General features: G+C 74.3%; 26 protein-coding genes. 15 read left to right on the forward strand and 11 right to left on the reverse strand.

The features are described from left to right. Positions 1–72: 72 nt before the first annotated feature. From I8N68_RS10320 to I8N68_RS10330, 3 genes are read right to left on the reverse strand one after another with little or no spacing between them, the layout of a single operon-like run. A complete protein-coding gene (locus I8N68_RS10320) occupies positions 73–741 on the reverse strand; it encodes a response regulator transcription factor (RefSeq protein WP_200209675.1) in 669 nt (222 codons plus the stop codon). 7 nt (positions 742–748) lie between these two features. Further along, complete coding sequence (locus I8N68_RS10325) at positions 749–2,440, reverse strand: GAF domain-containing sensor histidine kinase (protein ID WP_200209676.1); 1,692 nt, start codon at positions 2,438–2,440, stop codon at positions 749–751. A gap of 14 nt (positions 2,441–2,454) precedes the next feature. Beyond that, positions 2,455–4,266 (reverse strand): AMP-dependent synthetase/ligase, encoded by a 1,812-nt coding sequence (locus tag I8N68_RS10330; RefSeq protein ID WP_200209677.1) that lies wholly within the window; start codon positions 4,264–4,266, stop codon positions 2,455–2,457. A 185-nt stretch (positions 4,267–4,451) separates the two neighbouring features. On the opposite strand from I8N68_RS10330, the gene I8N68_RS10335 reads away from it, so the two are divergent. From I8N68_RS10335 to I8N68_RS10360, 6 genes are all read left to right on the forward strand, one after another. Beyond that, the gene (locus tag I8N68_RS10335) at positions 4,452–4,907 is read left to right on the forward strand and encodes an SRPBCC family protein (protein ID WP_200209678.1); all 456 of its coding nucleotides are present in this window, start codon (positions 4,452–4,454) and stop codon (positions 4,905–4,907) included. 40 nt (positions 4,908–4,947) lie between these two features. Further along, on the forward strand, positions 4,948–5,613 hold the full coding sequence (locus I8N68_RS10340; RefSeq protein ID WP_200209679.1) for a hypothetical protein: 666 nt from the start codon (positions 4,948–4,950) through the stop codon (positions 5,611–5,613). Positions 5,614–5,675: 62 nt separating this feature from the next. Further along, a complete protein-coding gene (locus I8N68_RS10345; protein WP_200209680.1) occupies positions 5,676–6,632 on the forward strand; it encodes an ROK family glucokinase in 957 nt (318 codons plus the stop codon). Beyond that, positions 6,629–7,339 (forward strand): endonuclease/exonuclease/phosphatase family protein, encoded by a 711-nt coding sequence (locus I8N68_RS10350; RefSeq protein WP_307812749.1) that lies wholly within the window; start codon positions 6,629–6,631, stop codon positions 7,337–7,339. Before I8N68_RS10345 ends, I8N68_RS10350 begins: the two co-directional genes overlap by 4 nt. A gap of 107 nt (positions 7,340–7,446) precedes the next feature. Continuing rightward, entirely contained in the window at positions 7,447–8,856 is a 1,410-nt protein-coding gene (locus I8N68_RS10355; protein WP_200209681.1) for a flavin-containing monooxygenase, read from the forward strand. A gap of 55 nt (positions 8,857–8,911) precedes the next feature. Continuing rightward, positions 8,912–9,736 carry an alpha/beta hydrolase gene (locus tag I8N68_RS10360; protein WP_200209682.1) on the forward strand — a complete coding sequence of 275 codons (825 nt, stop codon included), beginning with the start codon at positions 8,912–8,914 and terminating at the stop codon, positions 9,734–9,736. A gap of 15 nt (positions 9,737–9,751) precedes the next feature. Here the strand turns inward: I8N68_RS10360 and I8N68_RS10365 are convergent, their stop codons facing one another. Beyond that, positions 9,752–11,170 carry an alpha,alpha-trehalose-phosphate synthase (UDP-forming) gene (locus I8N68_RS10365; RefSeq protein ID WP_200209683.1) on the reverse strand — a complete coding sequence of 473 codons (1,419 nt, stop codon included), beginning with the start codon at positions 11,168–11,170 and terminating at the stop codon, positions 9,752–9,754. Between the two features lie 175 nt (positions 11,171–11,345). Continuing rightward, complete coding sequence (locus I8N68_RS10370) at positions 11,346–12,197, reverse strand: DUF308 domain-containing protein (RefSeq protein WP_200209684.1); 852 nt, start codon at positions 12,195–12,197, stop codon at positions 11,346–11,348. Between the two features lie 241 nt (positions 12,198–12,438). Here I8N68_RS10370 and I8N68_RS10375 point away from each other — a divergent pair, with 241 nt between their 5' ends. After that, positions 12,439–13,140 carry a lysophospholipid acyltransferase family protein gene (locus I8N68_RS10375; RefSeq protein ID WP_200209685.1) on the forward strand — a complete coding sequence of 234 codons (702 nt, stop codon included), beginning with the start codon at positions 12,439–12,441 and terminating at the stop codon, positions 13,138–13,140. Between the two features lie 7 nt (positions 13,141–13,147). On the opposite strand, the gene I8N68_RS10380 is transcribed toward I8N68_RS10375, so the two are convergent. Further along, a complete protein-coding gene (locus I8N68_RS10380; RefSeq protein WP_200209686.1) occupies positions 13,148–16,744 on the reverse strand; it encodes an ATP-binding protein in 3,597 nt (1,198 codons plus the stop codon). 178 nt (positions 16,745–16,922) lie between these two features. Here I8N68_RS10380 and I8N68_RS10385 point away from each other — a divergent pair, with 178 nt between their 5' ends. Then, positions 16,923–17,135, forward strand: a complete 213-nt coding sequence (locus I8N68_RS10385) for a hypothetical protein (protein WP_200209687.1) — start codon at positions 16,923–16,925, stop codon at positions 17,133–17,135. 56 nt (positions 17,136–17,191) lie between these two features. Here the strand turns inward: I8N68_RS10385 and I8N68_RS10390 are convergent, their stop codons facing one another. Then, positions 17,192–17,884, reverse strand: coding sequence for a Crp/Fnr family transcriptional regulator (locus I8N68_RS10390; RefSeq protein ID WP_148803276.1), 693 nt, complete (start codon positions 17,882–17,884; stop codon positions 17,192–17,194). A 247-nt stretch (positions 17,885–18,131) separates the two neighbouring features. Between I8N68_RS10390 and I8N68_RS10395 the strand changes: the two genes are divergently transcribed. The 5 genes from I8N68_RS10395 (at position 18,132) to I8N68_RS10415 (ending at position 21,713) form a co-directional block, all read left to right on the forward strand. Continuing rightward, on the forward strand, positions 18,132–18,626 hold the full coding sequence (locus I8N68_RS10395) for a polyadenylate-specific 3'-exoribonuclease AS (RefSeq protein WP_200209854.1): 495 nt from the start codon (positions 18,132–18,134) through the stop codon (positions 18,624–18,626). A gap of 87 nt (positions 18,627–18,713) precedes the next feature. Further along, the gene (locus I8N68_RS10400) at positions 18,714–19,217 is read left to right on the forward strand and encodes a pyridoxamine 5'-phosphate oxidase family protein (RefSeq protein ID WP_200209688.1); all 504 of its coding nucleotides are present in this window, start codon (positions 18,714–18,716) and stop codon (positions 19,215–19,217) included. 179 nt (positions 19,218–19,396) lie between these two features. Beyond that, entirely contained in the window at positions 19,397–20,425 is a 1,029-nt protein-coding gene (locus tag I8N68_RS10405; protein WP_200209855.1) for a 6-phosphofructokinase, read from the forward strand. A gap of 72 nt (positions 20,426–20,497) precedes the next feature. Further along, positions 20,498–21,316 carry a pyrroline-5-carboxylate reductase gene (gene proC, locus I8N68_RS10410; protein ID WP_200209689.1) on the forward strand — a complete coding sequence of 273 codons (819 nt, stop codon included), beginning with the start codon at positions 20,498–20,500 and terminating at the stop codon, positions 21,314–21,316. A 46-nt stretch (positions 21,317–21,362) separates the two neighbouring features. Beyond that, entirely contained in the window at positions 21,363–21,713 is a 351-nt protein-coding gene (locus tag I8N68_RS10415) for a DUF2203 domain-containing protein (protein WP_200209690.1), read from the forward strand. Between the two features lie 34 nt (positions 21,714–21,747). Here the strand turns inward: I8N68_RS10415 and I8N68_RS10420 are convergent, their stop codons facing one another. Genes I8N68_RS10420 through I8N68_RS10430 form a run of 3 tightly spaced genes read right to left on the reverse strand, consistent with a single transcriptional unit; the run spans position 21,748 to position 24,271 of the window. After that, positions 21,748–22,695, reverse strand: coding sequence for a threonine ammonia-lyase (locus I8N68_RS10420; protein WP_200209691.1), 948 nt, complete (start codon positions 22,693–22,695; stop codon positions 21,748–21,750). Positions 22,696–22,739: 44 nt separating this feature from the next. Next, the gene (locus tag I8N68_RS10425; RefSeq protein ID WP_307812750.1) at positions 22,740–23,417 is read right to left on the reverse strand and encodes a class F sortase; all 678 of its coding nucleotides are present in this window, start codon (positions 23,415–23,417) and stop codon (positions 22,740–22,742) included. Continuing rightward, positions 23,414–24,271, reverse strand: a complete 858-nt coding sequence (locus tag I8N68_RS10430; RefSeq protein ID WP_200209692.1) for a DUF4397 domain-containing protein — start codon at positions 24,269–24,271, stop codon at positions 23,414–23,416. The genes I8N68_RS10425 and I8N68_RS10430 overlap by 4 nt, the downstream gene beginning before the upstream one ends. Before the next feature lie 72 nt (positions 24,272–24,343). Between I8N68_RS10430 and I8N68_RS10435 the strand changes: the two genes are divergently transcribed. Beyond that, on the forward strand, positions 24,344–24,613 hold the full coding sequence (locus I8N68_RS10435) for an SGNH/GDSL hydrolase family protein (protein ID WP_307812751.1): 270 nt from the start codon (positions 24,344–24,346) through the stop codon (positions 24,611–24,613). Between the two features lie 106 nt (positions 24,614–24,719). After that, on the forward strand, positions 24,720–25,133 hold the full coding sequence (locus I8N68_RS10440; protein WP_200209693.1) for a DUF4259 domain-containing protein: 414 nt from the start codon (positions 24,720–24,722) through the stop codon (positions 25,131–25,133). A 41-nt stretch (positions 25,134–25,174) separates the two neighbouring features. Here I8N68_RS10440 and I8N68_RS10445 read toward each other — a convergent pair whose 3' ends face one another. Continuing rightward, a complete protein-coding gene (locus tag I8N68_RS10445; protein WP_200209694.1) occupies positions 25,175–25,663 on the reverse strand; it encodes a glutathione peroxidase in 489 nt (162 codons plus the stop codon). Positions 25,664–25,760 lie beyond the last annotated feature (97 nt).

A 25,760-nucleotide genomic window follows, 5' to 3' on the forward strand; every position in this document is an offset into this window, starting at 1 on the left:
AACGGGTCGAAACGCCGGAGAGGCCCGGTCCGTGATCCGGACGCGGGCCTCTGGGCGTGTGTCGTGGACGCGCTAGAACTTCGGGGCGTCCGGCGCCTCGAGCAGGCCGAGCCGCAGTGCGGTCATCAGTGCCTGGGCCCGGTTCGCGGCGCCCAGCTTCTCGTAGAGCTTCGAGATGTGCGTCTTGGCGGTCGACTCGCTGACGAAGAGCTGCTTGGCGATGCCCGCCACGCTCATGCCGTCGGCGAGCAGCCGCAGCACCTGCCCCTCACGCGGGGAGAGCTGCGGGCCGGACGGGGCCAGCCGCCGCTTCATCGCCTCGGCCAGGTCGGCCGCGGTGAAGGCGCTGGGAGAGGAGGCGGCGTGCCGGGCGGCGGCCACCACCTCGTCGGCCGGCGCGGTCTTCGGCACGAACGCGCTGGCCCCCGCCTCGAGGGCGCCGAAGAGCTGGTCGTCGCCGGCGTACATGGTGAGCACGACGATGCCCATCGACGAGCTGGACTTGCGGAGCGCCCGGGTGGCCTCCAGCCCGCTGCCGTCGGGCAGCCGCAGGTCCATGATCACCACGTCCGGCTGCAGCGCACCCGCCTGGCGTACGCCCTCCGCCGCCGTCGCGGCCTCGCCGACGACCTCGAACTGCCGGTCCCGCTCGAAGGCGTGCCGCAGACCCTTGCGGATCAGGTCGTGATCGTCGACAAGGAGGACCTTGGTACGGGTGGCCGGTGTCGGACTTGTGGTCATCCTCGGGTTACTCCCCTTCTGCAACTGTGCTGCCGCGCACCTTATCGCGCCGGGGCGAGGAGCCGAGTACCACCGCCACGGTAGTGCCGCTGGGTCGCCGCGGCCTGATCTCCAACCGGCCCCGGATACGTTCCGCCCTCTCGGCCATGATCGCAAGACCGTAGTGCCCCTCGGGGCGCTGGTCACCGATGCCGTGACCGTCATCCGACACTTCGATCTGCGCGTACGGGGGGTCCACCTCGCAGGTGACCCACAGATTTGCCGCTCCGGCGTGCTTGCGCGCATTGGTCACCGCCTCCTGCGCGATGCGCAGCAGTTCGGCCTCGGTGGCGGCGGGCAGCCGGGCGGTGGACTCGTCCAGCGACAGGTGCACCCGCAGGCCGCCGGAGGCGCCGACGGTGCGCGCGTACTCGGCGATCGCGGCGGCCAGCCCGCCGTGCCGGTCCACCTCGCTGCGCAGCTCGAACAGGCTCAGCCGCAGCTCGGTGATCACCCGGGTCACCTCGCCGCGCAGCGTGCGCAGCGCCTCGGCGGTCTCCTCCGGGTCGTCCTGCACGTACGCCAGCGCGTTGTCGATGCCGTAGCCGACCATCACCAGCTCCTGGGCGACCCCGTCGTGGATCTCCCGGGCCAGGCGCTGCCGCTCCTCGTTGGTGGCCAGCGAGCGCACCTCGTCGAAGAGCAGCGCCGCCTCCAGTCGCAGCGCGGCCGGGCCGGTCAGCGCGGTCACCCGGGCCACCACCGGCGGCGGGTAGGCGTGCCCGGTGTCCGCCTCCAGAACCACCAGGCCGACCGTCCGGACCCCGGCGACCAGCGGCACGATCAGCGCGGACACCTCCCCGGCCTGCCGGGACCGGGCCTGTGAGCGGGACGAGGTCTGGGCCTGCTGGCTGGCCCAGGCGTCGGCGATCGCCGAGTCGGCGTCGAGCGTGGTCTCCCAGTCGACCCGGTCCACGCCGATCTGGGCGAGCACCACCAGCCGACCGCCGCCGCTGGCGGAGAGCACCGCGCCGCGGTCGGTCTTCGCCACCATCCGCAGCTCCTCCAGCAGGTGCTCGGAGATGCCGCCCGGGTCGAGGGTGGCCCCGGGCAGCTGGCGGGCGACGGTCCGGAGCTGGGTCAGCAACCGGGTGGCCTCGGCGTACGGCTGGGGCTTGCCCTCGCCGCGGACCCGCATCACCCGCTGGAGCGTGCCGGCGGTGTAGAGCCCCAGCCCGGCCAGGATCAGCCACTGCGCGCAGACGGCGAGGTAGCCGAGCTGGCTCAGCTGCCGCCCGCCGTCGACCTCGGTGAGCGCGGCGCTGACCACGAGCGTGGCGGCGGCGACCGCGAGCAGGGCGGCGCCCTCGGAGAACCGGCGGCGCAGCGCGGTCACGGTCGTCGGCACGGCGAGGTACGGCAGCACCGCCGAGGCCCCCAGCCCGCCGGTCACGCCGGTGAGCTGGGTGTCGGCGGCGACCTGACTGGCCGCCAGGCCGAGGACCACCACCTCGGCGAACCGGCTCAGCGGGCCGAGCAGCCGATGCTGGGGGGCCAGCACTGCCGGCAGACCGGCGACGCCCAGCAGGGCGATCCACCAGAGCTGGGCGACGTCGCGGGTGGCGAACAGGGTCAGGGCGGCGACCAGCGCGAGCAGGACCCCGCGGGCGGCCGCGGCGAGGGGTTGGGTCTGCGGCTGGCTGGGTGTGGAGGCGGGCACGTGACGGATCGTAGTCAGCCTCGGTAGATGTGCGCGATCTCCGCCGCGTACGTCTCGTGGACGACCTGCCGCTTGACCTTCAGCGACGGGGTCAGCTCGCCGGTCGCCTCGGTGAAGTCCTGCGGCAGGATCCGGAAAACCTTGATCGCCTCGGCCTTGGAGACCGCCTGGTTGGCCTGGTCGACCGCGTTCTGCACCTCAACCCGCAGCGCTTCGTCCTCGCGCAGCTCGGCGACGCTGATCGTCTCCGGCCGGTCGTGCGCGGCGAGCCACTTGGGCAGCGCCTCCTCGTCGATGGTGACCAGCGCGGCGATGAACGGCTGCCGGTCGCCGACCACCACGCACTGGCTGATCAGCGGGTGCGCGCGGACCTGGTCCTCCAGGACGGCCGGGGCGACGTTCTTGCCGCCGGCGGTCACGATGATCTCCTTCTTGCGGCCGGTGATGCTGAGGTAGCCGTCCTCGTCCAGCTGACCCAGGTCGCCGGTGCGGAACCAGTCGTCCGGGGTGAGCGCCTCGGCGGTGGCCGCCTCGTTGTGCCAGTAGCCCTCGAAGACCAGGTCGCCGGAGATCAGGATCTCGCCGTCGTCGTCGATCCGGACGGTGACGCCGGGCAGCGGACGACCGACCGTACCGATCTTCGTGCCGGTGGGCAGGTTCGCGGCGGCGGCCGGGGAGGTCTCGGTGAGGCCGTAGCCCTCGCAGATGGTCACCCCGATACCGCGGAAGAAGTGCCCGAGCCGGGCCCCGAGCGGGGCGCCGCCGGAGATCGCGTCGCGGCAGCGGCCGCCCAGCGCCGCCCGCAGCTTGCGGTAGACCAGCTTGTCGAAGAGCGCGTGCTGGGCGCGCAGCGCCACGCCGGGACCCTCCGGGGTCTCCAGCGCCTCGCTGTACGCGATGGCGACCCTCTCGGCCCGGTCGAAGATCCTGCCCTTGCCCTCGGCCTCGGCCTTCTGCCGGGCGCCGTTGTAGACCTTCTCGAAGACCCGCGGCACGGAGAGCACGAAGGTCGGCTTGAACTCCCGGAGCTCGCCGATCAGGTCCTTCGTGTCGGAGCAGTGCGCCATGGTGGCCCGGGCCTGCACCACGCCGATCTGGATGAGCCGGGCGAAGGCGTGCGCGAGCGGCAGGAAGAGCAGGGTCGAGGCGCCCGGGCTGAACAGGTTCGGCAGCACCGGCACCGCGTTGGCGATGTCGGCGTACATGTTGCGGTGGGTGAGCACGCAGCCCTTGGGGCGGCCGGTGGTGCCGCTGGTGTAGATGATGGTCGCGATGTCGCCGGCCTTCACCGTCTTGCGGCGTACCTCGATCTCGGCCGGGTCGACCGACGCGCCGGCGGCGACCAACTCGTCGACCGCGCCGAGCCCGATCTGCCAGATCTGGCGCAGCTCCGGCAGCCGGTCCCGGACGCCGGCGACGAGGGTGGCATGGCCGGTGGACTCGACCACCGCGGCGACCGCACCGGAGTCGGCGAGGATCCAGGCGGCCTGCTCGGCGCTGGAGGTCTCGTAGATCGGCACGGTGACCGCACCCGCCGCCCAGATCGCGTAGTCGAACAGCGTCCACTCGTAGCGGGTGCGGCTCATCAGCGCGACCCGGTCCCCGGGGGAGATGCCGGCGGCGACCAGGCCGCGGGCCACGGCGGCGACCTCGTCGCGGAACTGCCGGCAGGTCACGTCCACCCAGCCGCGGCCATCGGTGCCGGCGGGCACCCGGCGGACGAACTGCACGGCGTCCGGGGCGACCTCGGCGTTGTCCCAGACCGGGTCGGTCAGGTTGGCCGCGTCGCCGACGGTGACGATCGGCGGAACGGAGAACTCGCGCACCTGCACTCCCTCGTGCTCGCACTGGCCGGGCCGTGGGTCGGCTCTGTCGAAACCTACCCGCCCGTCCCGGCGGGTGAGGTAGGGAGGTTGCCCGCCCGGCTGGTGGGACGCCGGTCGGCGGCGCGGGCGCGGCCGCGCGGGGGTGGAGCGGCGCGCTCGGGGCCGGCGCCGGGTAGCCTCCCCCCATGGCGGACTCCTCCACCCAGTCGATCGTCGTCGGCGCGCCACCGGACCAGGTGGCGGCGGTCATCTGCGACTTCCCGAGCTACCCCGAGTGGACCGAAGCGGTGCGGCGCGCGGAGGTGATCGAGGAGTACGAGGACGGGTACGCCAGTCAGGTCCGGTTCACCATCGACGCCGGTGTGCTGGCCGACGAGTACGTGCTGGCCTACGAGTACGCCGAGGACCTCTCGCGGATCGAGTGGCACCTGGTCGAGCCGTCCAAGATGCAGAAGACCCAGCGCGGCTCGTACGACCTGGTCGGTGCTCCGGACGGGACCACGACGGTGACGTACACCCTCGAGGTGGAGCTCTCCGTGGGCATGCTCGGGATGTTTCGGCGCAAGGCCGAGAAAATGATCATGGATACCGCGTTGAAGCAGCTCAAGCACCGGGTAGAAGCACCCGGTGCGGCCCACTGACCCGACCGGCGACCCGGTCTGCACGGTAGAGGAGCCGACCATGGGGAGTACGGATCCGGGCTCAGCCCGGGAAGAGGCGGAACGGCTGGTCGCCCTGCTCCTGGCGACCGCCCGGTTGGCCGGTTCGGCTCCCGGGGCGGGGCCCTGGGGTCCGCTCGGTGGAATCCTGTCGGGTGTCCTCGGTCACAGTGCGGGCCCCGGCCGAACCGTCGGCGGTGACGGCCCGGCATCAGGGGCCACCGCCGGGTTCGCTACCGGCTCGGCCGAATGCTGCATCTGCCCGGTCTGCCGGGGAATCGCCGCGTTGCGCGATCCGAGTCCCGAATTCGCCGAGCGGCTCGCCACCGGCGCGGGCGACCTGGCGGCCGGGGTGGCCAGCCTGCTGCGCGCCTTCGCTCCCGCCGAAGCCACCCGACCGGCCCCTGCGTCCGGCGCCGGCGGGTCCGCCGGAGCCGCCGCGGGGGACCACGTGTGGCGCGAGGCCACCCGTACCGGGCATGATTCTCAGCCGGCACCCGAGCAGGACGTGTGGTCCGCGGCCACCCGGGGGGAGGGCGCGGCCGATCCGGGTGCCGTCGTGCCGCCCGCCGATGGTGCCGGGCCGGACGTGCCGGTGACGATCCGGCCGCCGGCCGGCCGTCCCGTGGTGCCCGCCTCGCGGGCGTCCGGCGAGGTGGGCGAGGACGCACCAGGCGACGGGGCCTGAGCACCGGACATCCCGACCTTGCCCGGCCGGTTCCGGCGAGGTCACCAGCACAGCAGAGGGGAGTGGCAGCGGTGACGCTGACCATCGGAGTCGACGTCGGTGGCACGAAGGTGGCCGGCGGTGTCGTTGACGACACCGGCAAGGTACTCGTGCAGGCCCGACGGGACACCCCCGCCGACGACGTGGCCAAGACCCGCGACGTCATCATCGAGCTGGTCACCGAGCTGGCCGTGGGGCGCAGCATCGGGGCCGTCGGCATCGGCGCGGCCGGCTGGATCGACGCCTCCCGCTCCACCGTGCTCTTCGCCCCCAACCTGGCCTGGCGGGACGAGCCGCTGCGCGAGTACGTCAGCAACGCCACCGGCCTGCCGGTGATCGTGGAGAACGACGCCAACGTCGCCGCCTGGGCGGAGTTCCGCTACGGCGCCGCCCGGGAGGCCGACGACTCGATGGTCATGTTCACCATCGGCACCGGCGTCGGCGGCGGCATCGTGCTCGGCGGGGAGCTGCTGCGCGGCGCCAACGGCATCGCCGCCGAGCTGGGCCACATGCTCACCGTCCCGGACGGCCACCAGTGCGGCTGCGGCCGGCTGGGCTGCATCGAGCAGTACGCCAGCGGCAGCGCCCTGGTCCGCTTCGCCCGCGCTGCCGCCCGCCAGGAGCCGCACCGGGCGGCCGCCCTGCTGGAGCTGGCCGGCGGTGAGGCCGAGGCGATCACCGGCCGGATGGTGACTGCCGCCGCGCAGGGCGGCGACCCGGTCTCCGCCGAGGCCTTCGCCCAGGTCGGCCGCTGGCTCGGCACCAGCCTCGCGGACATGGCGCAGATCCTCGACCCGCAGGTGCTGGTGGTCGGCGGCGGCGTGGTGGAGGCCGGCGAACTGCTGCTCGGCCCGACCCGCCGGTCGTTCACCGACGCCCTCGCTCAGCGCAGCCGGCTGCCGGTGGCCGAGGTCCGCCCCGCCGAGCTCGGCAACACCGCCGGTGTGATCGGCGCCGCCGACCTCGCCCGTCGCCGGTGAGCGTTGCCGAGGCGCGCGGCGTGCCGCTGCGCGTGCTGTCGTACAACATCCACAGCCAGCGCGACGACACCGCGGCGCTGGCCGCGGTCGTGCGGGCGGCCGCCCCGGACGTGGTGATCGTGCAGGAGGGGCCGCGCCGGTTCCGGTGGCGGTCGAAGTCCGCCACGCTGGCCGCCTCGTTCGGCCTGGTGGTCGCGGCCGGCGGCCTGCCGTCGTTGGGCAACCTGCTGCTGGCCAGCCTGCGGGTCCGGGTACGCGGCACCCGCTGCCAGCGTTACCCGCTGACCCCGGGCCGGCACCTGCGCGGGGCGGTGTACGCCGATTGCCAGGTCGGCGGGGCGCGATTCCTGCTGGCCGGCTCGCACCTGTCCACCGACCCGGCGGAGCGGCCCGCGCAGGCGGCGGCGTTCAAGCGGGAACTGGCCGCCGCCACCCTGCCGGTGATCGCCGGGGCCGACCTCAACGAGGGCCCGGACGGCCCGGCCTGGCGGACCGTCGCGGAGGGACTGACCGACGCGGCGCTGGCCGCGGACCGGGCCGATCGGCACACCTACTCCTGCGCCGACCCGCGCCGGCGGATCGACGCCCTCTTCGTCGACCCGCGGAGCACCGTGGTCGACTACGACGTGGTGGACACTCCGCAGGCCAGGCGGGCCAGCGACCACTTCCCGGTCCTGGTCGACCTGCTGCTGCCGGTCGCCGGCTGACCCGACGGCCGGCCGCCCGCCGGGCGGCGGGCTGGACAACGGCGACAGTTGTCGGCAGGATTTCGCAGCGACCCGGCACACCGTGCCGCAGCTAAGGAGATTCCCCGGTGTCCTCCTCCACCGATCTCGGCCGCGCCGAACCTCCGCCGGCGACGTCCGCCCTGACCCGGGACGGCCGCCCGGTCGCGGACCGGGGTGACACGGTCTGCGTCATCGGGGCCGGAGCCAGCGGCCTGACCGCCGTGAAGAACCTCGCCGAGCAGGGCTTCGGCGTCGACTGCTACGAGCGGGAGACCGGCGTCGGCGGGGCGTGGAACTGGCGGCACGACCGCAGCCCGGTCTACGCCAGCACCCACCTCATCTCGTCCCGGCCGTTCACCCAGTTCCCCGACTTCCCGATGCCGGACGACTGGCCGGACTATCCACACCACAGCCAGCTGCTGTCCTATTTCGAGCGCTACGCCGACCACTTCGACCTGCGCCGGCACATCTGGTTCGGTACCGAGGTGGTCCGGGTCGAGCCGGTCGAGGGGGACCGCTGGGACGTCACCACCCGCAGCACCGGCGGGTACGGCCCCGAGCGCACCTCCCGGTACGCGGCCGTGGTCCTCGCCAACGGGCACAACTGGTCGCCGAAGCTGCCCCGTTACGAGGGGCTGGAGGGGTTCCGCGGCGAGGTGATGCACGCCTCGTCCTACAAGGACCCGGCGCAGCTGCGCGGCAAGCGGGTGCTCGTGGTGGGCGCGGGCAACACCGGCTGCGACATCGCGGTCGAGGCCGCCCAGCAGGCCTCCCGCTGCTGGCACTCCACCCGCCGCGGCTACTGGTACGCCCCGAAGTACGTCCTGGGCCGCCCCGCCGACCAGGTCAATGACACGCTCCTCGCGCTGCGGGTGCCGCTGCGGGTCCGGCAGTGGCTCTACCACTGGACGCTGCGGCTCACCGTCGGCGACCTCACCCGATTCGGTCTGCCGAAGCCGGACCACCGGGTCTACGAGACCCACCCGATCGCGAACAGCCAGCTCGTCTACTACGTGGGCCACGGCGAGATCACCCCGGTGCCGGAGCTGGCCCGCTTCCATGATCGGTCGGTCGAGCTGACCGACGGCCGGGAGATCGACCCCGACCTGGTCGTCTTCGCCACCGGCTACCTGCCGCGCTTCGAGTTCCTCGAGGCGAAGGTCCTCGGCGACGACGAGGGCGTCGGCCGGCCCCGGCTCTGGCTGAACGCGTTCGCCGCCGGTCACCCCACCCTGGCGGTGGTCGGCCTGGTGCAGCCGGACTCCGGGATCTTCACCATCTCGCACTGGCAGAGCGTGCTCTTCGCCCGGCTGCTCCGGCTGCGGGCGAGCCGGCCGGACGGGGCCGCCGCGTTCGACCGGAAGGTCGCCGCCGGCCTCGGCGAGCGCTACTCCGGCGCGGTCAAGGACAGCACCCGGCACTGGTTCGAGGTCGGCCACGCCAACTACCTGCGCGCGCTCGAACGCGCCCTCCACGACCTGGAGGGTGCCCGGTGAGCGCGAGGAGTGCAGCGCAGCGGAGCCCCGCAGTCGCGAACGAGAGGACCATCCAGTGAACGGCGAGCAGGTGCGGGTGGTGCGGGCCTGGGAGTGGGCCCGCCCGGAGCGGCCGGCCCGTCGCGAGGTGCTCAGCGCCGTGCCGCAGCTGGAGGAGGCGCGGCCGCCGCTGCTCTTCGTGCCCGGGTTCGGGCACGGGGCGTGGGCGTTCGCCGAGCACTGGCTGGAGCACGCCGCGTCCCGCGGCTTCCCGGCGTACGCGCTGAGCCTGCGCGGGCACGGCGGCAGTGAGCCCGCGCCGGAGGCGACGCTGCGGTCGTACACCCATGACGTGACCCAGGTGGCGGCGAGCCTGCCGCGGCGGGCGGTGCTGGTGGGCCACGGCGCCGGCGCCCGGGTGGTGGCGCACGCCCTGGCGCGCTACCCGGCCCGGGCCGCGGTGCTGGTGGCGCCGGTGCTCGGCGGCTGGGGGACGTTCGGCACGGCGCTGCGGCGCAATCCGGGCGGTACCCTCCCGGCGGTCTTCGGCGGCGGCCTGCGGCTGAGCCGCCGGCAGCTGTTCAGCCGGGAGCTGTCGGACGGCGAGGCCCGGCGCCACGTCGCCCGGCTGGGCCGGGCCGGCCGGCGCGCGCAGTGGCAACTGCTGACCGGCCGGCAGCCCGAGCCGGCGGTGGGCCGCCCGCCCGTGCTGGTGCTGGGCAGCCCGGACGACCGGGTGGTGCCGGCGGCCGCGCTGACCCGGGCCGCCCGCCGGTATGCCTCGGCCCCGCTGCTCTTTCCCGGCATGGGCCACGACCTGATGCTGGACGCCCGGTGGCGGGAGCCGATCGACGCGATCCTCGACTGGCTGGAGAAGGATCCGGCGCCGGCGGCCGGCTGAGCCCACGGGCCGGTCTCAGTCCGTCCCGCCGAGCCGGGTGTGCAGGGAGCCGCTGTCGTCGAGGGCGCTCAGGTAGGAGCGGGCCCAGGCGTGGATGTCGTTGCGGTGCAGGTGCTCCCGCATGGCCCGCATCCGGGCGGCGACGTCGGCCGGCGCCGCCCGCAGCGCGGCGAGCAGCTCCTGCTTGAGCCCCTCCAGGTCGTGCGGGTTCACCAGGAACGCCTGGGGCAGCTCGGTGGCGGACCCGGCGAACTCGCTGAGCAGCAGAGCGCCGGTGTCGTCCACCCGGGCGGCGACGTACTCCTTGGCGACCAGGTTCATCCCGTCCCGCAGCGGGGTCACCGCCATCACGTCGGCGATCCGGTAGAGGGCGGCCAGCTCGGCCCGGTCGAAGTGCTGGGTGAGGTAGTGGATCGCCGGTTCGCCGACCCGGCCGTACTCGCCGTTGATCCGGCCGACCTCGCGTTCCACCCGGTCCCGCAGGATCGTGTACTGGCCGACCCGTTCCCGGCTGGGCACCGCCACCTGGACCAGCACCGTGTCGCGGACCTTGACGTGGCCGCTGGCCAGCAGCTCGCTGTACGCCTTGAGCCGCTGCTCGATGCCCTTGGTGTAGTCCATCCGGTCGACGCTGAGGATGACGTGCTCGGGGTCGCCGAGGTCCCGGCGCAGCCGGCGGGCCCGGTCGGCGACCTCCGGCCGGGCGGCGAGCGCGGCCATCTCGGCGGTGTCGATGGAGACCGGGAACGCGCCGACCCGGACCACCCGGTCGTCGACGCCGATCCGCCGGTCGGTGGCGGGCAGGCCGAGCACCTTGGCGACCAGCTGGGCGAAGTTGTGCGCCGCCTGGGCCCGCTGGAAGCCGATCAGGTCGGCGCCGAGCATCCCGCGGAGCAGCTCGGACCGGCGGGGCAGCTGCATGAACAGCTCCGGCGGCGGGAACGGCACGTGCAGGAAGAAGCCGATCCGCAGGTCGGGGCGGAGCGCCCGGAGCAGCCCGGGGACGAGTTGCAGGTGGTAGTCCTGCACCCAGACCAGGCCACCCGGCTCGGCCACCTCGGCGGCGGCCTCGGCGAACCGCTGGTTGACCCGCTGGTACGCCTCCCACCAGCGGCGGTGGTACTCGGGCTGCTCGACGGCGTCGTGGTACAGGGGCCAGAGGGTGGCGTTGGCGAAGCCCTCGTAGTGGTCGCGGAGGTCCTCGGCGGTCAGCGGCACGGTGTGCATGCGGACCCCGTCCACCTCGGCGAGGTGCGGCGCCGCCCCGGTGCCGCCCGCCCAGCCGACCCAGGTGGCCGGGGTGTGCCGGAGCAGCGGGTGCAGGGCGCTCACCAGGCCACCGGGGCTGCGGCGCCACTCGCAGGCGCCGTCGGGCGCCACACTGTCGTCGATGGGGAGGCGGTTGGCGACCACCACGAGGGGACTCTGTCGCATCTCGGGCATTCCGATCAGCAGAGGGCTGACCGCCACGAGCGGGGAGGAACCGGGCAGTCAGTCGGGGAAGGTGACGTACAGCGGTATTCCTACTGACCGCAAGTTACACCACTGTTACGTCGCCGGCCCGCGTCCATCGATGTCCCGGCATCCGGCCCGGCCAGCCCGCCGGCGGTCAGACGACCGCGCCGTCGTCCGGGTCGTGGTCGTCGGTGTCGCCGGGGCGCAGCCGCCAGACCAGGGTCACGAACCCGGCCAGGATGCCGGTGAAGCCGAGCAGCGTCACCACCGACGTGTCGACCACCCGCAGCACGGTGGGGGAGAGGAAGAGCACGAACCCGACGACGATGGCGAGCACGCCGACCACCGTGTACTTCGAGAAGCGGGGCAGCGGGGGCGGCGGGGGCGGGGTGTAGTGCCCCTCCTCGTCGGCGTCCCCGGGCAGGTCGGCGCCGAAGGTGTCCAGCCCGTCGAGGAGCGACGGCTCGTCCTGCCGGCCCCGGCTCACCGAGATCCCCGAGATGTCGGCCGCGTACGGCAGCCGCCGGACGTCGGTCGCGGTCGGGCCGCCGGACTCCTCGGCCCCGCCGCGCGGGGCGGTCCCGCCAGCGGGTTCGGACGGGTCCACCGGGTCGTCCACGTCCTCCGCGGCCGGCCACGGGTGGCTCCCGGTCGTCGGCGCGGTGTGGAAGCCGGCCACGATCCGGGCCCACTCGGCCTCGATGTCCGGCTCGTCGCGCGGCGGCTCGGGGGTGCCCTCGTCCGCGAGCTGCGTGAGGTAGTCCCGGGCGGTGGTCAGGTGCGAGCGGTCGACGTAGAGCCGGTCCACCGGCCGGGACGGCACCGTGGTGGTGCGGGTCACCGGGTTGAGGTCGGCGGAGGGCTGAAGGTACGCGGCGATGCCGCCGGCGGCGAGCACGTCGAGCAGGTGCTCGCCGACGCGCGGATCCACATCACCCGCGACGGCGTACTCGCTCGCGTCGAGCCCGTTGTCCCGCCGTCCCCGGCGGGCCCCACCCGCTGACACCGGACACCCTCCTCGTCGCACCTGGCGGTGCGGTACCGCGGCGCGCCGTACGCCGTGCCCTGAATCGTGACACGTCCGGACCCGGTTCCGGGAGTGCGTTGTGGCGTGCCGCTCCCGGTTCGTAGGCTCATCCCCGACAGTCCCGCTCGCCGACGGCGCCCCGGACGTGGTCCCGGGCGGTCACCGGCGACCCGCCGGGCCCCCGGCGACGGGTGTCTCCGCCCCCGCTGGAAGGACACCGGTGCTGTACTGGCTGATGAAGTACATCATTCTCGGCCCGTTGCTGAGGCTGATCTTTCGCCCGCAGGTGGAAGGGCTGGAGAACGTCCCGGAGACCGGCCCGGTCATCCTGGCCAGCAATCACCTCTCCTTCTCCGATTCGATCTTCACTCCGCTCATCGTCAAGCGAAAAGTCACATTCATCGCCAAAGCGGAATACTTCCTCGGTAAGGGCATCAAGGGTTGGCTGATCAAGATGTTCTTCGTCGGCTCCGGCACCATCCCGGTCGACCGCTCCGGGGGCCGAGCCGCCCGCGCGGCGCTGGAAACCCAGCTCGCGGTGCTGCGGGCCGGCGGCATCGCGGGCATCTACCCCGAGGGCACCCGGTCGCCCGACGGCCGGCTCTACCGCGGCAAGACCGGGGTGGCCCGGCTGGCGCTGGAGAGCGGCGCCCCGGTGGTGCCGATGGCGATGCTCAACGCCGACGAGATCCAGCCCCCCGGCCAGCTCATCCCCAACGTCAAGCGGGTGCGGATCCGCTTCGGGGCGCCGCTGGACTTCTCCCGGTACGCGGGGATGGCCGGCGACCGGTTCGTCGAGCGGGCGGTCACCGACGAGATCATGTACGAGCTGATGGAACTCTCCGGCCGCGAGTACGTGGACATGTACGCGCAGAAGGCGAAGAGCCAGCCGCCCGCGCCGGCCGAACCGGTCGCCGTCTGAGTCCGCCTCAGCAGGCCACCGCGCCCCCGGTCTCCGGCATCGGCGACCGGGCCAGGGCGAGCAGACCGGGTGCGTCGTTGCGCAGCGCGAACGTGCGCACCTCGGCCAGCGGCGCGCCGGCCGCCACTGGATCACCCGCCCGGCCCAGCTCCGCCGCGGCCAGGGCGAGCGCCAGCAGGCGGTCGGTGACGTCCGGGATCCGGGCGTAGATCTCCGCGCCGGCCAGGTGCAGCTCACCGGCGCGGAGGTGGTCACCGTCGGCCGCCGCCAGCGCCCCGGTGACCGTCCGCAGCGCCGCCTCCGACCACGGCGTCCGGTGCTCCAGCCGGTCCAGCATCGCGCGGACCCGCACCGCCGCGTCCCGGCCGGCCAGGGCCGCCGCGTACGCCGCCGCCGCCACCCACTCGCCGCTGGCCAGCGCCGGCACCGCCGACCAGGAATCGGCCAGCTCGTCGATCAGCGTCGCCGCCTCGGCGGCCCGGCCCTGCAGGGCCCGGCAGAGTGCGGCCATGCCCAGCATGGTCCAGTGCGGCCGGTGGAAGCCGCTGCGTCGGGCGCTGTCCAGCGCGGCCGCCACGTCGTCGCGGTGCCACGGCGGAAGCGCGGTGGTGCCCGCCGGCCCCGGGTCCCGCTGCGGTGGGGCCGGACGGGGCGCCGGTGGGACCGGCCGGCCGCGCAGCACCAGCAGGCACGAGCGCAGCCCGCGCACCTGCATGTCCCAGCCGCCGGTCGGGGTGTCCACGAACGCGTCCGCGGCCGCGAGCAGCCGGGTGAAGTCCCCGTCGAAGTAGGCCCGCATCGCCTCGCCCGAGTAGCTGGTGGTCAGCGTCTGCCCGCTGGCCGTCCGGGCCGGCGCCGCCGACAGCAGCGCGTCCGAACGCAACCAGTCGCCCTCCTCGCGGACCGCGTACGCGAGGTTCTGCATCGCCCGGGGCAGGGCCAGCAGCTGCTGCGCCCGGCTGAACTCCACGATCGCGTACAGCTCGTCCAGGCCGACCCGGTCGCCTGCCTGGTAGCGGGCGGTGGCCGCGGTGATCCGGGCGTTGGTCCGGGTCTCCGCCAGGCCCAACCGCTCGCCGATCTCGGCCGCCGTCTCGGCCGCGGCGACCGCCGCGTCGCGCTCGTAGTTGAGCATGTGCAGCCGGCCCAGCTCGGCGTGCGCGTCCGCCTTCTGGGCGCTGTCCGGCAGCGGCTCGAACAGCGCCACCGCCCGGTCGAGGCAGGCCACCGCCGCGCCCCGGTCGGCGCGCAGCCACGCCGCCTGGCCGAGCAGCGTCCAGGCCCGGGCGGCGCAGGCGTCGTCGCCGTGCGCGAGCAGCCGGTCGGCCAGCGTGTGCAGCTGCTCCGGGCCGCCACCGGAGAGGAAGGCGTTGCCGTCGCGGTAGAACGAGATCTCCGTGCTCAGCAGCTCCAGCTGGAGCCGGCCGACCGGGTCGCTGTCGTCGGCCAGGCCCAGGGCACGGCCCGCGTGGCTGGCCGCCGCGTCCAGGCCGTGCAGCGCGTACGCCCGGCGGGCCGCCCGGTGCAGCGCCGCGCGGGCCGGCCCGGCGTACCGCTGGGTGTCCATGGCCAGCGACCGGGCGATCTCGTGCGCCGCCCACCGGTGGTGCGCGAGGACCTCGGCCAGGTCGGTGTCCCGACTCTGGGACAGCGCGTCCAGCCAGTCGGCGGTCCGCTCGTGCCGGGCCACCCGCTCGGTGCGCGGCAGCCGCTGGTAGCAGACGTCCCGGACCAGCACGTGCCGGAACCGGAACTCCGGCTGGCCGGCCATCGTGGACGCGGCCTGCTCGTGCACGAAGTCGCGCTGCTCCAACCGGCGCAGCGCCCGCTCGACCGACTCCACCGCCAGCCCCAGGGCGGCCGCCACCGCGCCCGGCCAGAACTGCACCCCCACCACCGAAGCGGCCAGCAGCACCGCCCGGTCCTTGGCGTCGAGCAGGTCCACCCGGTTGGCGATGACCGCGTGCACGCTCTCCGGCATCGGCAGGTCAAGGTGCTTCTCCAGCGACCAGCCGCGCCCCGACTGGCGCAGCGCGCCCTGCTCGATGAGCATCCGGACGTACTCGTGGGCGTAGAGCGGGTTGCCGCCGGCCACCTCGACCAGCGGGCTGAGCATGTCGGCGGAGAAGGCCGCCTGGCCGAACATGTGCGCGTACAGCGAGGCGATGCCGGTGTCCCGCAGCGGCGGCAGGGTGATGGTGACCGACCCGGTGATCGTCCCCGCCCAGCTCGGATCCCGGTCGACCAGCTCCGGGCGGGCCGTGCAGAGCAGCAGCAGCGGCACGTCCCGGGCGGCCGCGCCGAGCAGCTCCACGAAGCGCAGCATGGCGTCGTCGGCCCAGTGCAGGTCCTCGAAGACCAGCACGGTCGGCCGGCGGGCGGCCAGCGCCAGCAGGAACCGGCGCCACGCCGACTCGGCCTCCTCGGCGGGCAGGGTGGTGCCGGTCAGCCCGACCAGCGGGCGCAGCGCGTCCACGATCCGGTCCCGCTCCCCGGGGCCGACCAGCTCGGCCACCGCCGAGGCCAGCCGCTGCGCCGCGCTCGACGCCGGGTCGGTGTCCAGGATGCCGGCCTCGGTCTTCACCACGTCGGCCAACGCGGCGAAGGTGACGTTCTCGCCGAACGGCGGGCACCGCCCGGTACGCCAGGTCAGCGGCTCGTCGGCCAGCCGCCCGGCGTGCCGGTACAGCTCGCGGACCAGCCGGCTCTTGCCGATGCCGGCCCGCCCGAAGACGGTCACCACCTGCGGCACCCGGTCCCGCAGCGACCGGTGCAGGGCGTTGACCAGCATGCCCAGCTCGTGCTCGCGGTCGATCAGCGGCGTGGTGTCCGGCTCCCGGTCGGTCGGCTGCCGGCGGACCGGGGACAGCGCCAGCCAGACCTCGGTCGGGGAGGAGCGCCCGCGCAGGGTGACCGGCGGCTGCTCGGAGTACCGGATCGCGTCCTTGGTCAACGCGTGGGTGGTGCCGCAGACCAGCACCCCGCCGGGCGGCGCCACCGACTGCATCCGGGACGCCGTGTTCACCACGTCGCCGGCCACGATGGCCTGCCCGCCGTCGCGGGCGGCGGCCACGTCGACCAGCGCCTCACCGGTCGCCACGCCCACCCGGAAGCGCAGCTCGTCGGCGCCGGTCGGGGCGAACCGGGTGAGCACCCGTTGCAGCTCCAGTCCGGCCCGTACGCAGCGCAGCGCGTCGGTCTCGGTGGCCACCGGTGCGCCGAAGAGCGCCATCACGGCGTCGCCGATGTACTTCTCGACCACGCCGCCGTACTGCCCGACCACCCGCTTCGCCGCCGAGAAGAAGCCGGTCTGCATGCCGCGGACCTGCTCCGGGTCGGCCCGCTCGACGTACGGCGTGAAGTCGATCAGGTCGACGAAGAGCACGCTGACCCGGCGGCGGTCCTCCTGCGGTGCCGCGGCGGGTCGCTGCGCGCCCGTCCGGGGCACCCCGCACGAGGTGCAGAACGTCACGTCGGCGGCGAGCGGACGCAGGCAGTGCGGGCAGACGGCGCCCAGCTCCGCGCCACAGCCACCGCAGAAGCGGTCGCCGTCGGCGGCGGTACGTCCACAACGGTCACACTGCGCGGAGATGACACCCTCCACTGGCGAATCTGCCGGCCGGCTCGCGGCCGGGCGCCGCGCCCCCCGCGGCGTCCACCGTGAGTATCACCGTTGGCGGCGGTGTCGGGTACCGGGCTGTTGGCTTGTGGACAGTCACCGGGCGGTGTCAGCGGCTACATTCGGGCAGCCGAATGCCGACCGCGATCAAGGGGGATACGCCATGGTGTACGTGAAGCTGGAGAGCGACTGGACCGACGCGGACGGCGTCAACCACTCGGCGGGCGAGTCGGTCGACGTGGACGCCGCCACGCTGGCCGTGCTGCAGGCCGAGGGGATCGTCAGCGAGGGGTCCGGCGGCGGCAAGGACACCACCGACTGGGCCGGCCCGGGCAGCACCACCGCCTGGGCGGGGCCGGGCAGCGCCGGCGTCTGAGGCCGGCGCCGACGAGGGGCCGGGGTGGCGTCGCCGCCCCGGCCCCTCGCGTACGCTCAGCGGTCGTTCATGCCGGCGCGGCGGCGCAGCGCGGCCACGTCGGTCACCACGATCCGGCGTCCCTCGGTACGCAGCCAGCCGCGGCTGGCGAACGAGCCGATCGCCTGGTTGACGCTCTGCCGGGAACCGCCGGCCATCTCGGCGAGCTGGCTCTGGTTCAGCTCGATGGTGATCATCGGAGCCTGGCTCTCGCCGGCCAGCCGGACCAGCGTCTTGGCCACCCGGCCCGGCAGGTCGAGGAAGACATGGTCGGCGTTCTGCTCGGTGAGCCGGCGGATCAGCCCGCCCAGCGAGCGCATCACCGCGTCCAGGATCCGCGGGTTGGAGTGCACCAGCTCCATGAACGCCGGGCGGGACAGTGCCAGCGCGGTGCAGTCCTCGATCGCCTCGGCGGAGGCCGACCGGGTGGAGGCGTCGAGCAGGGAGACCTCGCCCAGCACGTCCGGCGGACGGATCACCGACAGCACCGCCCGCTCCCCGGTCGGCGCGGTGCGGAACACGGCCACCGCGCCCCGGCGCAGCACGATCAGCGACTCGCCCGGGTCGTTCTCCACGAACAGCAGCTGACCCTTGCGGTAGGTGCGCGGCACCGCCGCGGCGATGACCCGCTGCCGCACCTCCGGCTCCAGCCCGGCGAACATCTCCACGCCCGTGAGCGCGTCACCCGGCTCCGGCAGGCGAACCTCCACGGCCCAACCCCTCCCCGGTCAAGGACCACAACTCGCAGCCGGGTGAACCTGACAGCCCCCGGTACGAGGTTCTGAACCGGTTCGGCGTCCGGTAGCGGTACACATCAGATCATGACGGTCCGGTCGCTTGCTGTACACCCCTGGAAACACTTCCGTGACCCTGCCGAGCTGCGCCGCAGTGGTGGCGGTGACCTGGTCCGGTGCCCCGCCGGGCGGTCCGTCGCGACGGTGGGCGAGGATGGCGGGGATGGTCTACCGCTATTTCTACGACTGTGAGTTCATCGAGGACGGCCGGATCGTCGACCTCGTGTCGATCGGCGTCGTCGACGAGTACGGCCGCGAGTTCTACGCGGTCTCCACCGAGTTCGACGACTCCCGCGCCGTGCCCTGGGTCCGCCGCAACGTCCTGGACAAGCTCCCCTCGCCGGCCGACCGGGCCTGGCGGTCGCGGGAGCGGATCCGCGACGACCTCTACGAGTTCCTGATGGAGCCGGTCCGGGACCGGCCGGGGGAGCAGTTGGAGCTCTGGGCGTGGTACGCGGCGTACGACCACGTGGTGCTCGCCCAGCTCTGGGGCGCCATGCCGGCGCTGCCCCGGGAGATCCCCCGGTTCACCAAGGAGCTGCGCCAGCTCTGGGACGACCGGGGCCGTCCGAAGCTGCCGGACGCCGAGGCGGACCGGCACGACGCCCTGGTCGACGCCCGGCACAACCTGGCCCGCTGGCGGGCGATGATCCGGTGATCTGTCCGAAAGGTGCCCTCGCGTAGGTTTGGCCGGTTCTGCCCCGGGCACGGTTCGGCATCGGAGCCGATCCGAGGGAGTGTCGCCATGAGCAAGGAACCGACCACCGTCGATGACGCCCGAGGGCGGGTCACCGAGCTGATCCGGGATGCCCGGATCTGCCTGCTGACCACGAGCGCGGTGGACGGCCGGCTGGTCAGCCGGCCGATGAGCCTGCAGGCCGCCGAGTTCGACGGGGACCTTTGGTTCTTCGCGTACGCCGACTCCGCCAAGGTCCGGCAGATCCGGGTGAATCCGCAGGTCAACATCGGGTTCTCCGACCAGCGGCACCACGCCTGGGTCTCGGTGGCCGGTACCGCCCAGGAGGGCTGGGACCGCGCCCGCGCCGAGCAGGTGTGGAATCCGCTGCTGAAGACCTGGTTCCCGGACGGGCTGGACACCCCCGGCATCACGCTGATCAAGGTGCACGCCAGCTCGGCCGAGTACTGGGACTCGCCGGGCAGCACGGTGGTCAACCTGCTCGGCGTCGCCAAGGCGACGGTGACCGGGCGGCCGCCGAAGGCGGGGGAGAACCACGAGGTCAGCTACTGACCGGTAGCCCCGTCCGGCGGTCGGAACGGGCCGGGGCGCGGTGTCGGCGCACCCCCACGCCGACTACAGTGCGCACTGACGGCCCGCCCCGGGCCGGCAACGGCGCCGATGGTCTGATCTGACACATATCCTGGGGCTTATCCGGGCTTCACCTGATGCTCCAGGAGGATGAGCAGATCATGCGTATCGGCGTGCTCACCGGCGGCGGCGACTGCCCAGGTCTCAACGCGGTAATCCGGGCGGTGGTCCGCAAGGGCGTCGCCACCTACAGTCACGAGTTCGTGGGCTTCCGGGACGGCTGGAAGGGCCCGCTCGAGGGCCTGTCCAGGCCGTTGGGCATCGCGGAGGTGCGCGGGATCCTGCCGCGCGGCGGCACCATCCTCGGCTCGTCCCGGACCAACCCGTTCAAGATCGAGAACGGCGTCGAGCGGATCAAGGAGAACCTCGCCGCGCAGGGCGTGGACGCGTTGATCGCGATCGGCGGCGAGGACACCCTCGGCGTCGCCACCAAGCTGCACGAGCTGGGTGTGCACGTGGTCGGCGTGCCGAAGACCATCGACAACGACCTCGGCGCCACCGACTACACCTTCGGCTTCGACACCGCCGTCAACATCGCCATGGAGGCGATCGACCGGCTGCACACCACGGCGGAGAGCCACCACCGCACCCTGGTCGTCGAGGTGATGGGCCGGCACGCCGGCTGGATCGCCCTGCACGCCGGCCTGGCCGGTGGCGCCAACGTGATCCTGCTGCCCGAGCGGCAGTTCGACGTCGAGCAGGTCGCCGGCTACGTCGAGAAGCGCTTCCAGCACCAGTACGCCCCGATCGTCGTGGTCGCCGAGGGTGCCCAGCCGCTGGACGGCCAGATGGTCCTGCACAACCAGGAGCTCGACTCGTTCGGCCACGTCCGCCTCGGCGGCATCGGCCAGTGGCTCGCCGAGCAGCTGGAGGCGAAGACCGGCAAGGAGGCCCGCACGGTCGTGCTCGGCCACATCCAGCGCGGCGGCACCCCGACCGCGTTCGACCGGGTGCTCGCCACCCGGCTGGGCCTGCAGGCCATCGACGCGGTGCACGAGGGCGACTGGGGCAAGATGGTCGCCATGCAGAGCACGGACATCGTCCGGGTCCCCCTCGCCGAGGCCACCCGCGAGCTGAAGACCGTGCCGCTGGAGCGGTACGCCGAGGCCGAGGTCTTCTTCGGCAGCTGATCGACGGCCCGTGGCGCGGTGGCCCGCAGGGGACCGCCGCGTCACGGCTTCGACCGAGAGGGGTACGGCGTCATGGCATCCGGGGTGCACACGGTCGCGGTGATCGGGGCGGGCAAGATCGGCGAGCTGATGCTCTCCGGGCTGCTCCGCTCGGGTTGGCCGGTGGAGCGGCTGCTCGCCACGGCCCGGCGGCCCAGCCGCGCCGAGGAGCTGACCGCCCGGTACGGCGTCCGGGTGGTGGACAACCTCACCGCGGTGGACGAGGCGGAGGTGCTCGCCATCTCGGTCAAGCCGCAGGACGCCGGTGCCCTGCTCGACGAGATCGGCGCCAAGGTCCCGGCCGACAAGCTGGTGATCTCGCTCTGCGCCGGCCTGCCCACCACCTTCTTCAACCGCCGGCTGCCCGAGGGCACCCCGGTGGTCCGGGTGATGACCAACACCCCGGCCCTGGTCGACCAGGCGATGAGCGCCATCTCGGCCGGCGCCCACGCCACCGGCGAGCACCTGGCGCTCGCCGAGGAGATGTTCTCCCCGCTCGGCGCGACCGTGCGGGTGCCGGAGTCCCAGCAGGACGCGGTGACCGCGCTCTCCGGCTCCGGCCCGGCCTACTTCTACCTGCTGGTCGAGGCCATGATCGACGCCGGCATCCTGCTCGGCCTGCCCCGCCAGGTGGCACACGAGCTGATCGTGCAGACCGCGATCGGCTCGGCGGTGATGCTGCGCGACTCCGGCGAACACCCGGTCAAGCTCCGCGAGGCGGTCACCTCGCCGGCCGGCACCACCATCTCCGCGATCCGCGAGCTGGAGAACCACGGCGTCCGCGCGGCCATGCTGGCCGCCCTGGAAGCCGCCCGCGACCGCGCCCGCGAGCTCGCGGCCCAGGCGGACTGACGTCGCCCGACCGCCCGCCGGGCGGGCCGTGCCGCATACTGGCCGCGTGTTCACTCTCGCCCAGGCGCGTCATCTGGTGGCCACCTTTCGCCCGCGCGTCGACGAGCTGATCCGGCTCCGGGCCGACCTGGCCGAGCTGCGGGTCGACCTGGCCGACCACGGGGTGAGCGTGCTCGGCGGGCTGGCCGAGGTCAAGGCTCTCGAGGCCCGGCTGCACGCCATCGTGGACGAGCTCCACACCCACGAGATCCAGGTCAAGGGCATCGCGCCGGTGCTGTTGGACTTCCCCGGCGAGCGCGACGGCCGCCAGGTGCTCTGGTGCTGGCTGGAGGGCGACTCCGACGTGCGCTGGTACCACCGGCTGGAGTGCGGCTTCGCCGGCCGCCGCCCGGTCTGAGCGGACGACGAGGCGGCGCACCGCCGGGTCGGCGTCAGCCGAGGGTGGCCAGCCGGGACGGGGCGACGTTGCCGCCGCTGAGGACCAGGACGGTCCGGTCGCCGGGGGCCACCTCGACCAGGCCCGCGCGCAGCGCCGCCAGGGTCACCGCGGCGGCCGGTTCGACCAGCAGCTTCGTCGCGTCCACCAGGTCGGACCAGGCGCGCAGGATCGACTCCTCCGGCACCTCCACCACGTCGTCGACCAGCGCCCGGACGTGCGCCAGGGTGTGCCTGCCTGCGAACGGGGCGGCCAGGCCGTCGGCGACCGAGGCCGGTCGTACCGGCGGGTTGAGTGTGCCGGTGCGCAGGGCGTAGGACATGGCGTTCGCGCCGTCCGGCTCCACCCCGACGATCCGGGTGGCCGGGGACGCCTCCTTCACCGCCGCGGCGATGCCGCTGATCAGGCCCCCACCGCCGACCGGCACCAGGACCACCGCCGGGGGTGGGCCGTCGGCCAGCAGTTCCCGGCCGATGGTGGCCTGGCCGGCGATCACGTCGGGGTCGTCGAAGGGCGGCAGCAGGTGGTAGTCACGGTCGGCCGCGAGGCCCTGGGCGGTGTCCAGCAGGTCGTGGGTGAGGACCACCTCGGCGCCGAGCCGGCGGACCGCGGCCAACTTGCTGGGCACCGCGCCCGGCGGCATGCAGACCACGGTGGGCAGTGCGAAGGCGCGGCCGACGAAGGCCACCGCGATCGCGTGGTTGCCGGCGGAGAAGGCCACCAGCCCGGCCGGCATGCCCTCGCGCTCGGCGCGGGCGAGCAGGGCGTTCGTCGCGCCCCGAGCCTTGAAGCTGCCCGTGTGCTGGAGGTTCTCCGCCTTCACCGAGACCTGGAGGCCCAGTTCCGCGCTGAGCGGGGGAGCCGCCAGCAGCGGGGTGCGGACCACCCGCCCGGCCAGCCGCCGCTCGGCCGCGGTGATGTCGTCGGGGGTGATCAGCCGCACCCCGGGAGCCTAGCCCGCCGGGCCACCCGGCCGCCCTCCGCGGGTCAGCCGGCGGCGGCGCCGGGCAGCACGTCGGCCGGGGACTCGGCGACGGCGAAGACCACGACGTTGTCCCGGTAGTGGCCGCGCCGGCGGTCGAACTCGCCGCCGCAGGTGACCAGGCGCAGCTCCGGTCCGGGGGTCGGGCCGTACACCCGGGCGGTGGGGAAGCGGTCCTTGGCGACGCGCAGCGTCCCGGTGACCCGGAACGGCAGCCACCGGTCGCCGCGCCGCACCTCGACGCGGTCACCGGGGCGCAGCTCGCCGAGGCGGGCGAAGACGGCCGGTCCCGAGCGCGAGTCGAGGTGACCGGCGAGCACGGCCGGTCCGGGGTCGCCGGGGGCCGGTCCGCCGCCGTACCAGCCGGCGCGGGCGAAGTCCGCCGGGGGGACGAGTGCGCCGGCCCGGTCCAGTCCGAGCAGGGCCAGCGGCGAGTCGACACCGATCCGGGGCACGCGTACCCGGTCGGGCGGTCCCTGGGGTCGCGACCCGGCGGGGGACGGCGGACAGTCGACGGCGCAGCCCGGCCGCCAGGCGGCGGCCGGCGGCGGGCCCCCGGTGCCGGCCAGCCCGACGCCGGTGCCGGCGGCCAGGCAGAGCGCCACGCCGGCCGCGCCGAGCGCCGCCCGCGATGCCCGGCGGGCGCGGTGCCGTCGGATCGCGGGGCCGGGCCCGGTGGTCACCAGGTGGTGCGCCGCCGGCGCAGGGCCACCCCGATCAGCGCGGCGCCCGCGAGCACGCCGCCGGCGACCATCGCGTACGTCCCCGGGGCGCGGCCGGTCAGGCCGCCCGCGCCGGTGTCGACGCCCCCGGCGGGGACCACCGTGCCCCCGCTGGCGTCCTGCCGGAGCTCGGCGGTGAGGCCACCGCTGCGGGCGTCCAGCACCAGCAGCGAGTAGACCGCGCCACCGCGGAGGTGGACCTCGGTGTCCGTGCTCGGCCCGCTGCCGCCGCCCAGCCGCAGTCGCCAGCGTCCGGGCTGGACCTCGCGGTAGTCGGTGGTGGTGGCGAAGCGGACCGCGTCGGCGATGGTCGGCCCGTCGGCGGCGGCGACGTCCACCACCGGCGCGCGTACGGAGGCCTGCACCACCCGCACCTTGGCCTGCCCGCCGGTGGGGGCGCTCAGGTCGTCGGTGAGCACCCGCAGTCCCAGGTCGGCGTGCCGGCCCACGCCCGCCACCGTGTACGCGGCCCCGGCCGCGACCGCAACCTCGGTGGTGAGCACCGGCGGCTGGTCGGCCGGGGCGCCCGCCCCGCGCATCGCCACCGCGTACCGCCCGGGGGGTAGCGGGAGGTACGCCGACACCACCCCGTAGCCGACGCCGGGGAAGACCCGCGGCTCGGCCGTGCCCGGCGCGGAGAGGTAGACGTCCACGGCCGGGGTGTCCGGGGAGAGGTGGGCCAGGCGTACGTACCCGACGGTGTCCGTGCCGGCCGCGGCCCCGGCCGGGGTGGCGGGTGCGGTCAGCGCGGCGCCGAGCAGCAGGGTGCCGGCGGCGGCCAGCAGCCGGCGCGGCGCGGTACGGAGCAGGTGCATGTCGCCTCCGGGGAGCGGGTCCGGTCGGGGTGGCCCGCAGTACAGGGTCCCGTCCACGGGACCGGGACGCAAGTGGCCCGTTCGGACGGTCGGACCGGTTGTCCGTCCACCCCGGACCCGGGCGCCGCCGGCTCGGCCCGGTGCGTCACCCGCAGCGCCGCCCGCGCCGCCGGTTTCACCTTCGCCGACGTCCGGTCGGCCTTCCTGGGTCACCAGCTCTGCAGCTACGGCGAGAAGTGGCTGCACGCGTTGAACTACACCAACATCGGCATCTCGTACCACCCGACTGCCGCCGGCCAGTCCGGCGGCTACTACCCGGTCTTCCGGAGCGTGGCCGGCTGACCGGGGCGCGGTCCGGGGCGGGCCGGTCCCGCCCCGGACGCGCGCCATTGTCGGACCCCGTCGCTAATCTCCGCTTCTTGACACGGGGAGCGGCAGCGGAGGAACGATGGGCACCTGGGCGGCGGGACCGTTCGACAACGACACGGCGGCGGACTGGTGCGGCGAGCTGGACGACGCCGCGCCGGAGCAGCGCCCGGCGCTCGTGGAGCGGGCCCTGCGGGCGGTCCTCGACGAGCCTGGCTACCTGGACTCCGACCTCGCCGTCGAGGCGGTGGCCGCGGCCGCCGTCGTCGCCGCCCACCGGCCGGGCGCGGCGCCCGTCAACTCGGCGTACGCGCCGGACTTTCTCACCGAGGGTGGGCGGTTGGACCTGCCGGACCGGTTCTGGCCGCTGGCCGTCCGGGCGCTCGACCGGGTGGTGACCGACGAGTCGGAGCTGGCCGAGCTCTGGGCCGAGGCGGGCGAGCCGAACGAGTTCCTCGCCGAGCTGGCCGTTCTCCGGTCCGCCCTGGCGGGCTGAGCCGGACGGAGCCGGCGCGGATCGCCCCCACCGGGCCGAGGTCAGGCCGGCAGGACCTTCTCGACGGCGGCGCGCAGCTCGGGGGCGTCCGGGGTCACCGTTGGGGCGAACCGGGCGGCCACCGTGCCGTCGGGGGCGACCAGGAACTTCTCGAAGTTCCAGCGGACGTCGCCGGTGTGCCCCTCGGCGTCGGGGGTGGCCTCCAGCTCGGCGTAGAGCGGGTGCCGGTCCGGCCCGTTGACGTCGACCTTCTCGGTCAGCGGGAACGTCACCCCGTAGTTGAGCTGGCAGAACTCGCTGATCTCGTCGGCCGTGCCGGGCTCCTGGCCGGCGAACTGGTTGCTCGGCACCCCGAGCACCGTCAGGCCCCGGTCGGCGTAGGAGTCGGCGAGGGCCTGGAGTCCGGCGTACTGGGGGGTGAGGCCGCACCGGGAGGCCACGTTGACCACCAGCAGGGCGCGGCCCCGGTACTGCGACAGGTCGGCGGGGCCGCCGGCGAGGGCGTCGATCTGGACGTCGAAAACGGTCATGTCGCGAGGCTACGCGGTCGCCGGGCGGCCCCGACGGCGGCCGCAGAAATCGATGTATGCACATCTTGACGAAGTGATGACGGCGTGAGTAGCGTCT

It is taken from the genome of Micromonospora coerulea (assembly GCF_016598485.1).
Taxonomy (GTDB): domain Bacteria; phylum Actinomycetota; class Actinomycetes; order Mycobacteriales; family Micromonosporaceae; genus Micromonospora; species Micromonospora coerulea.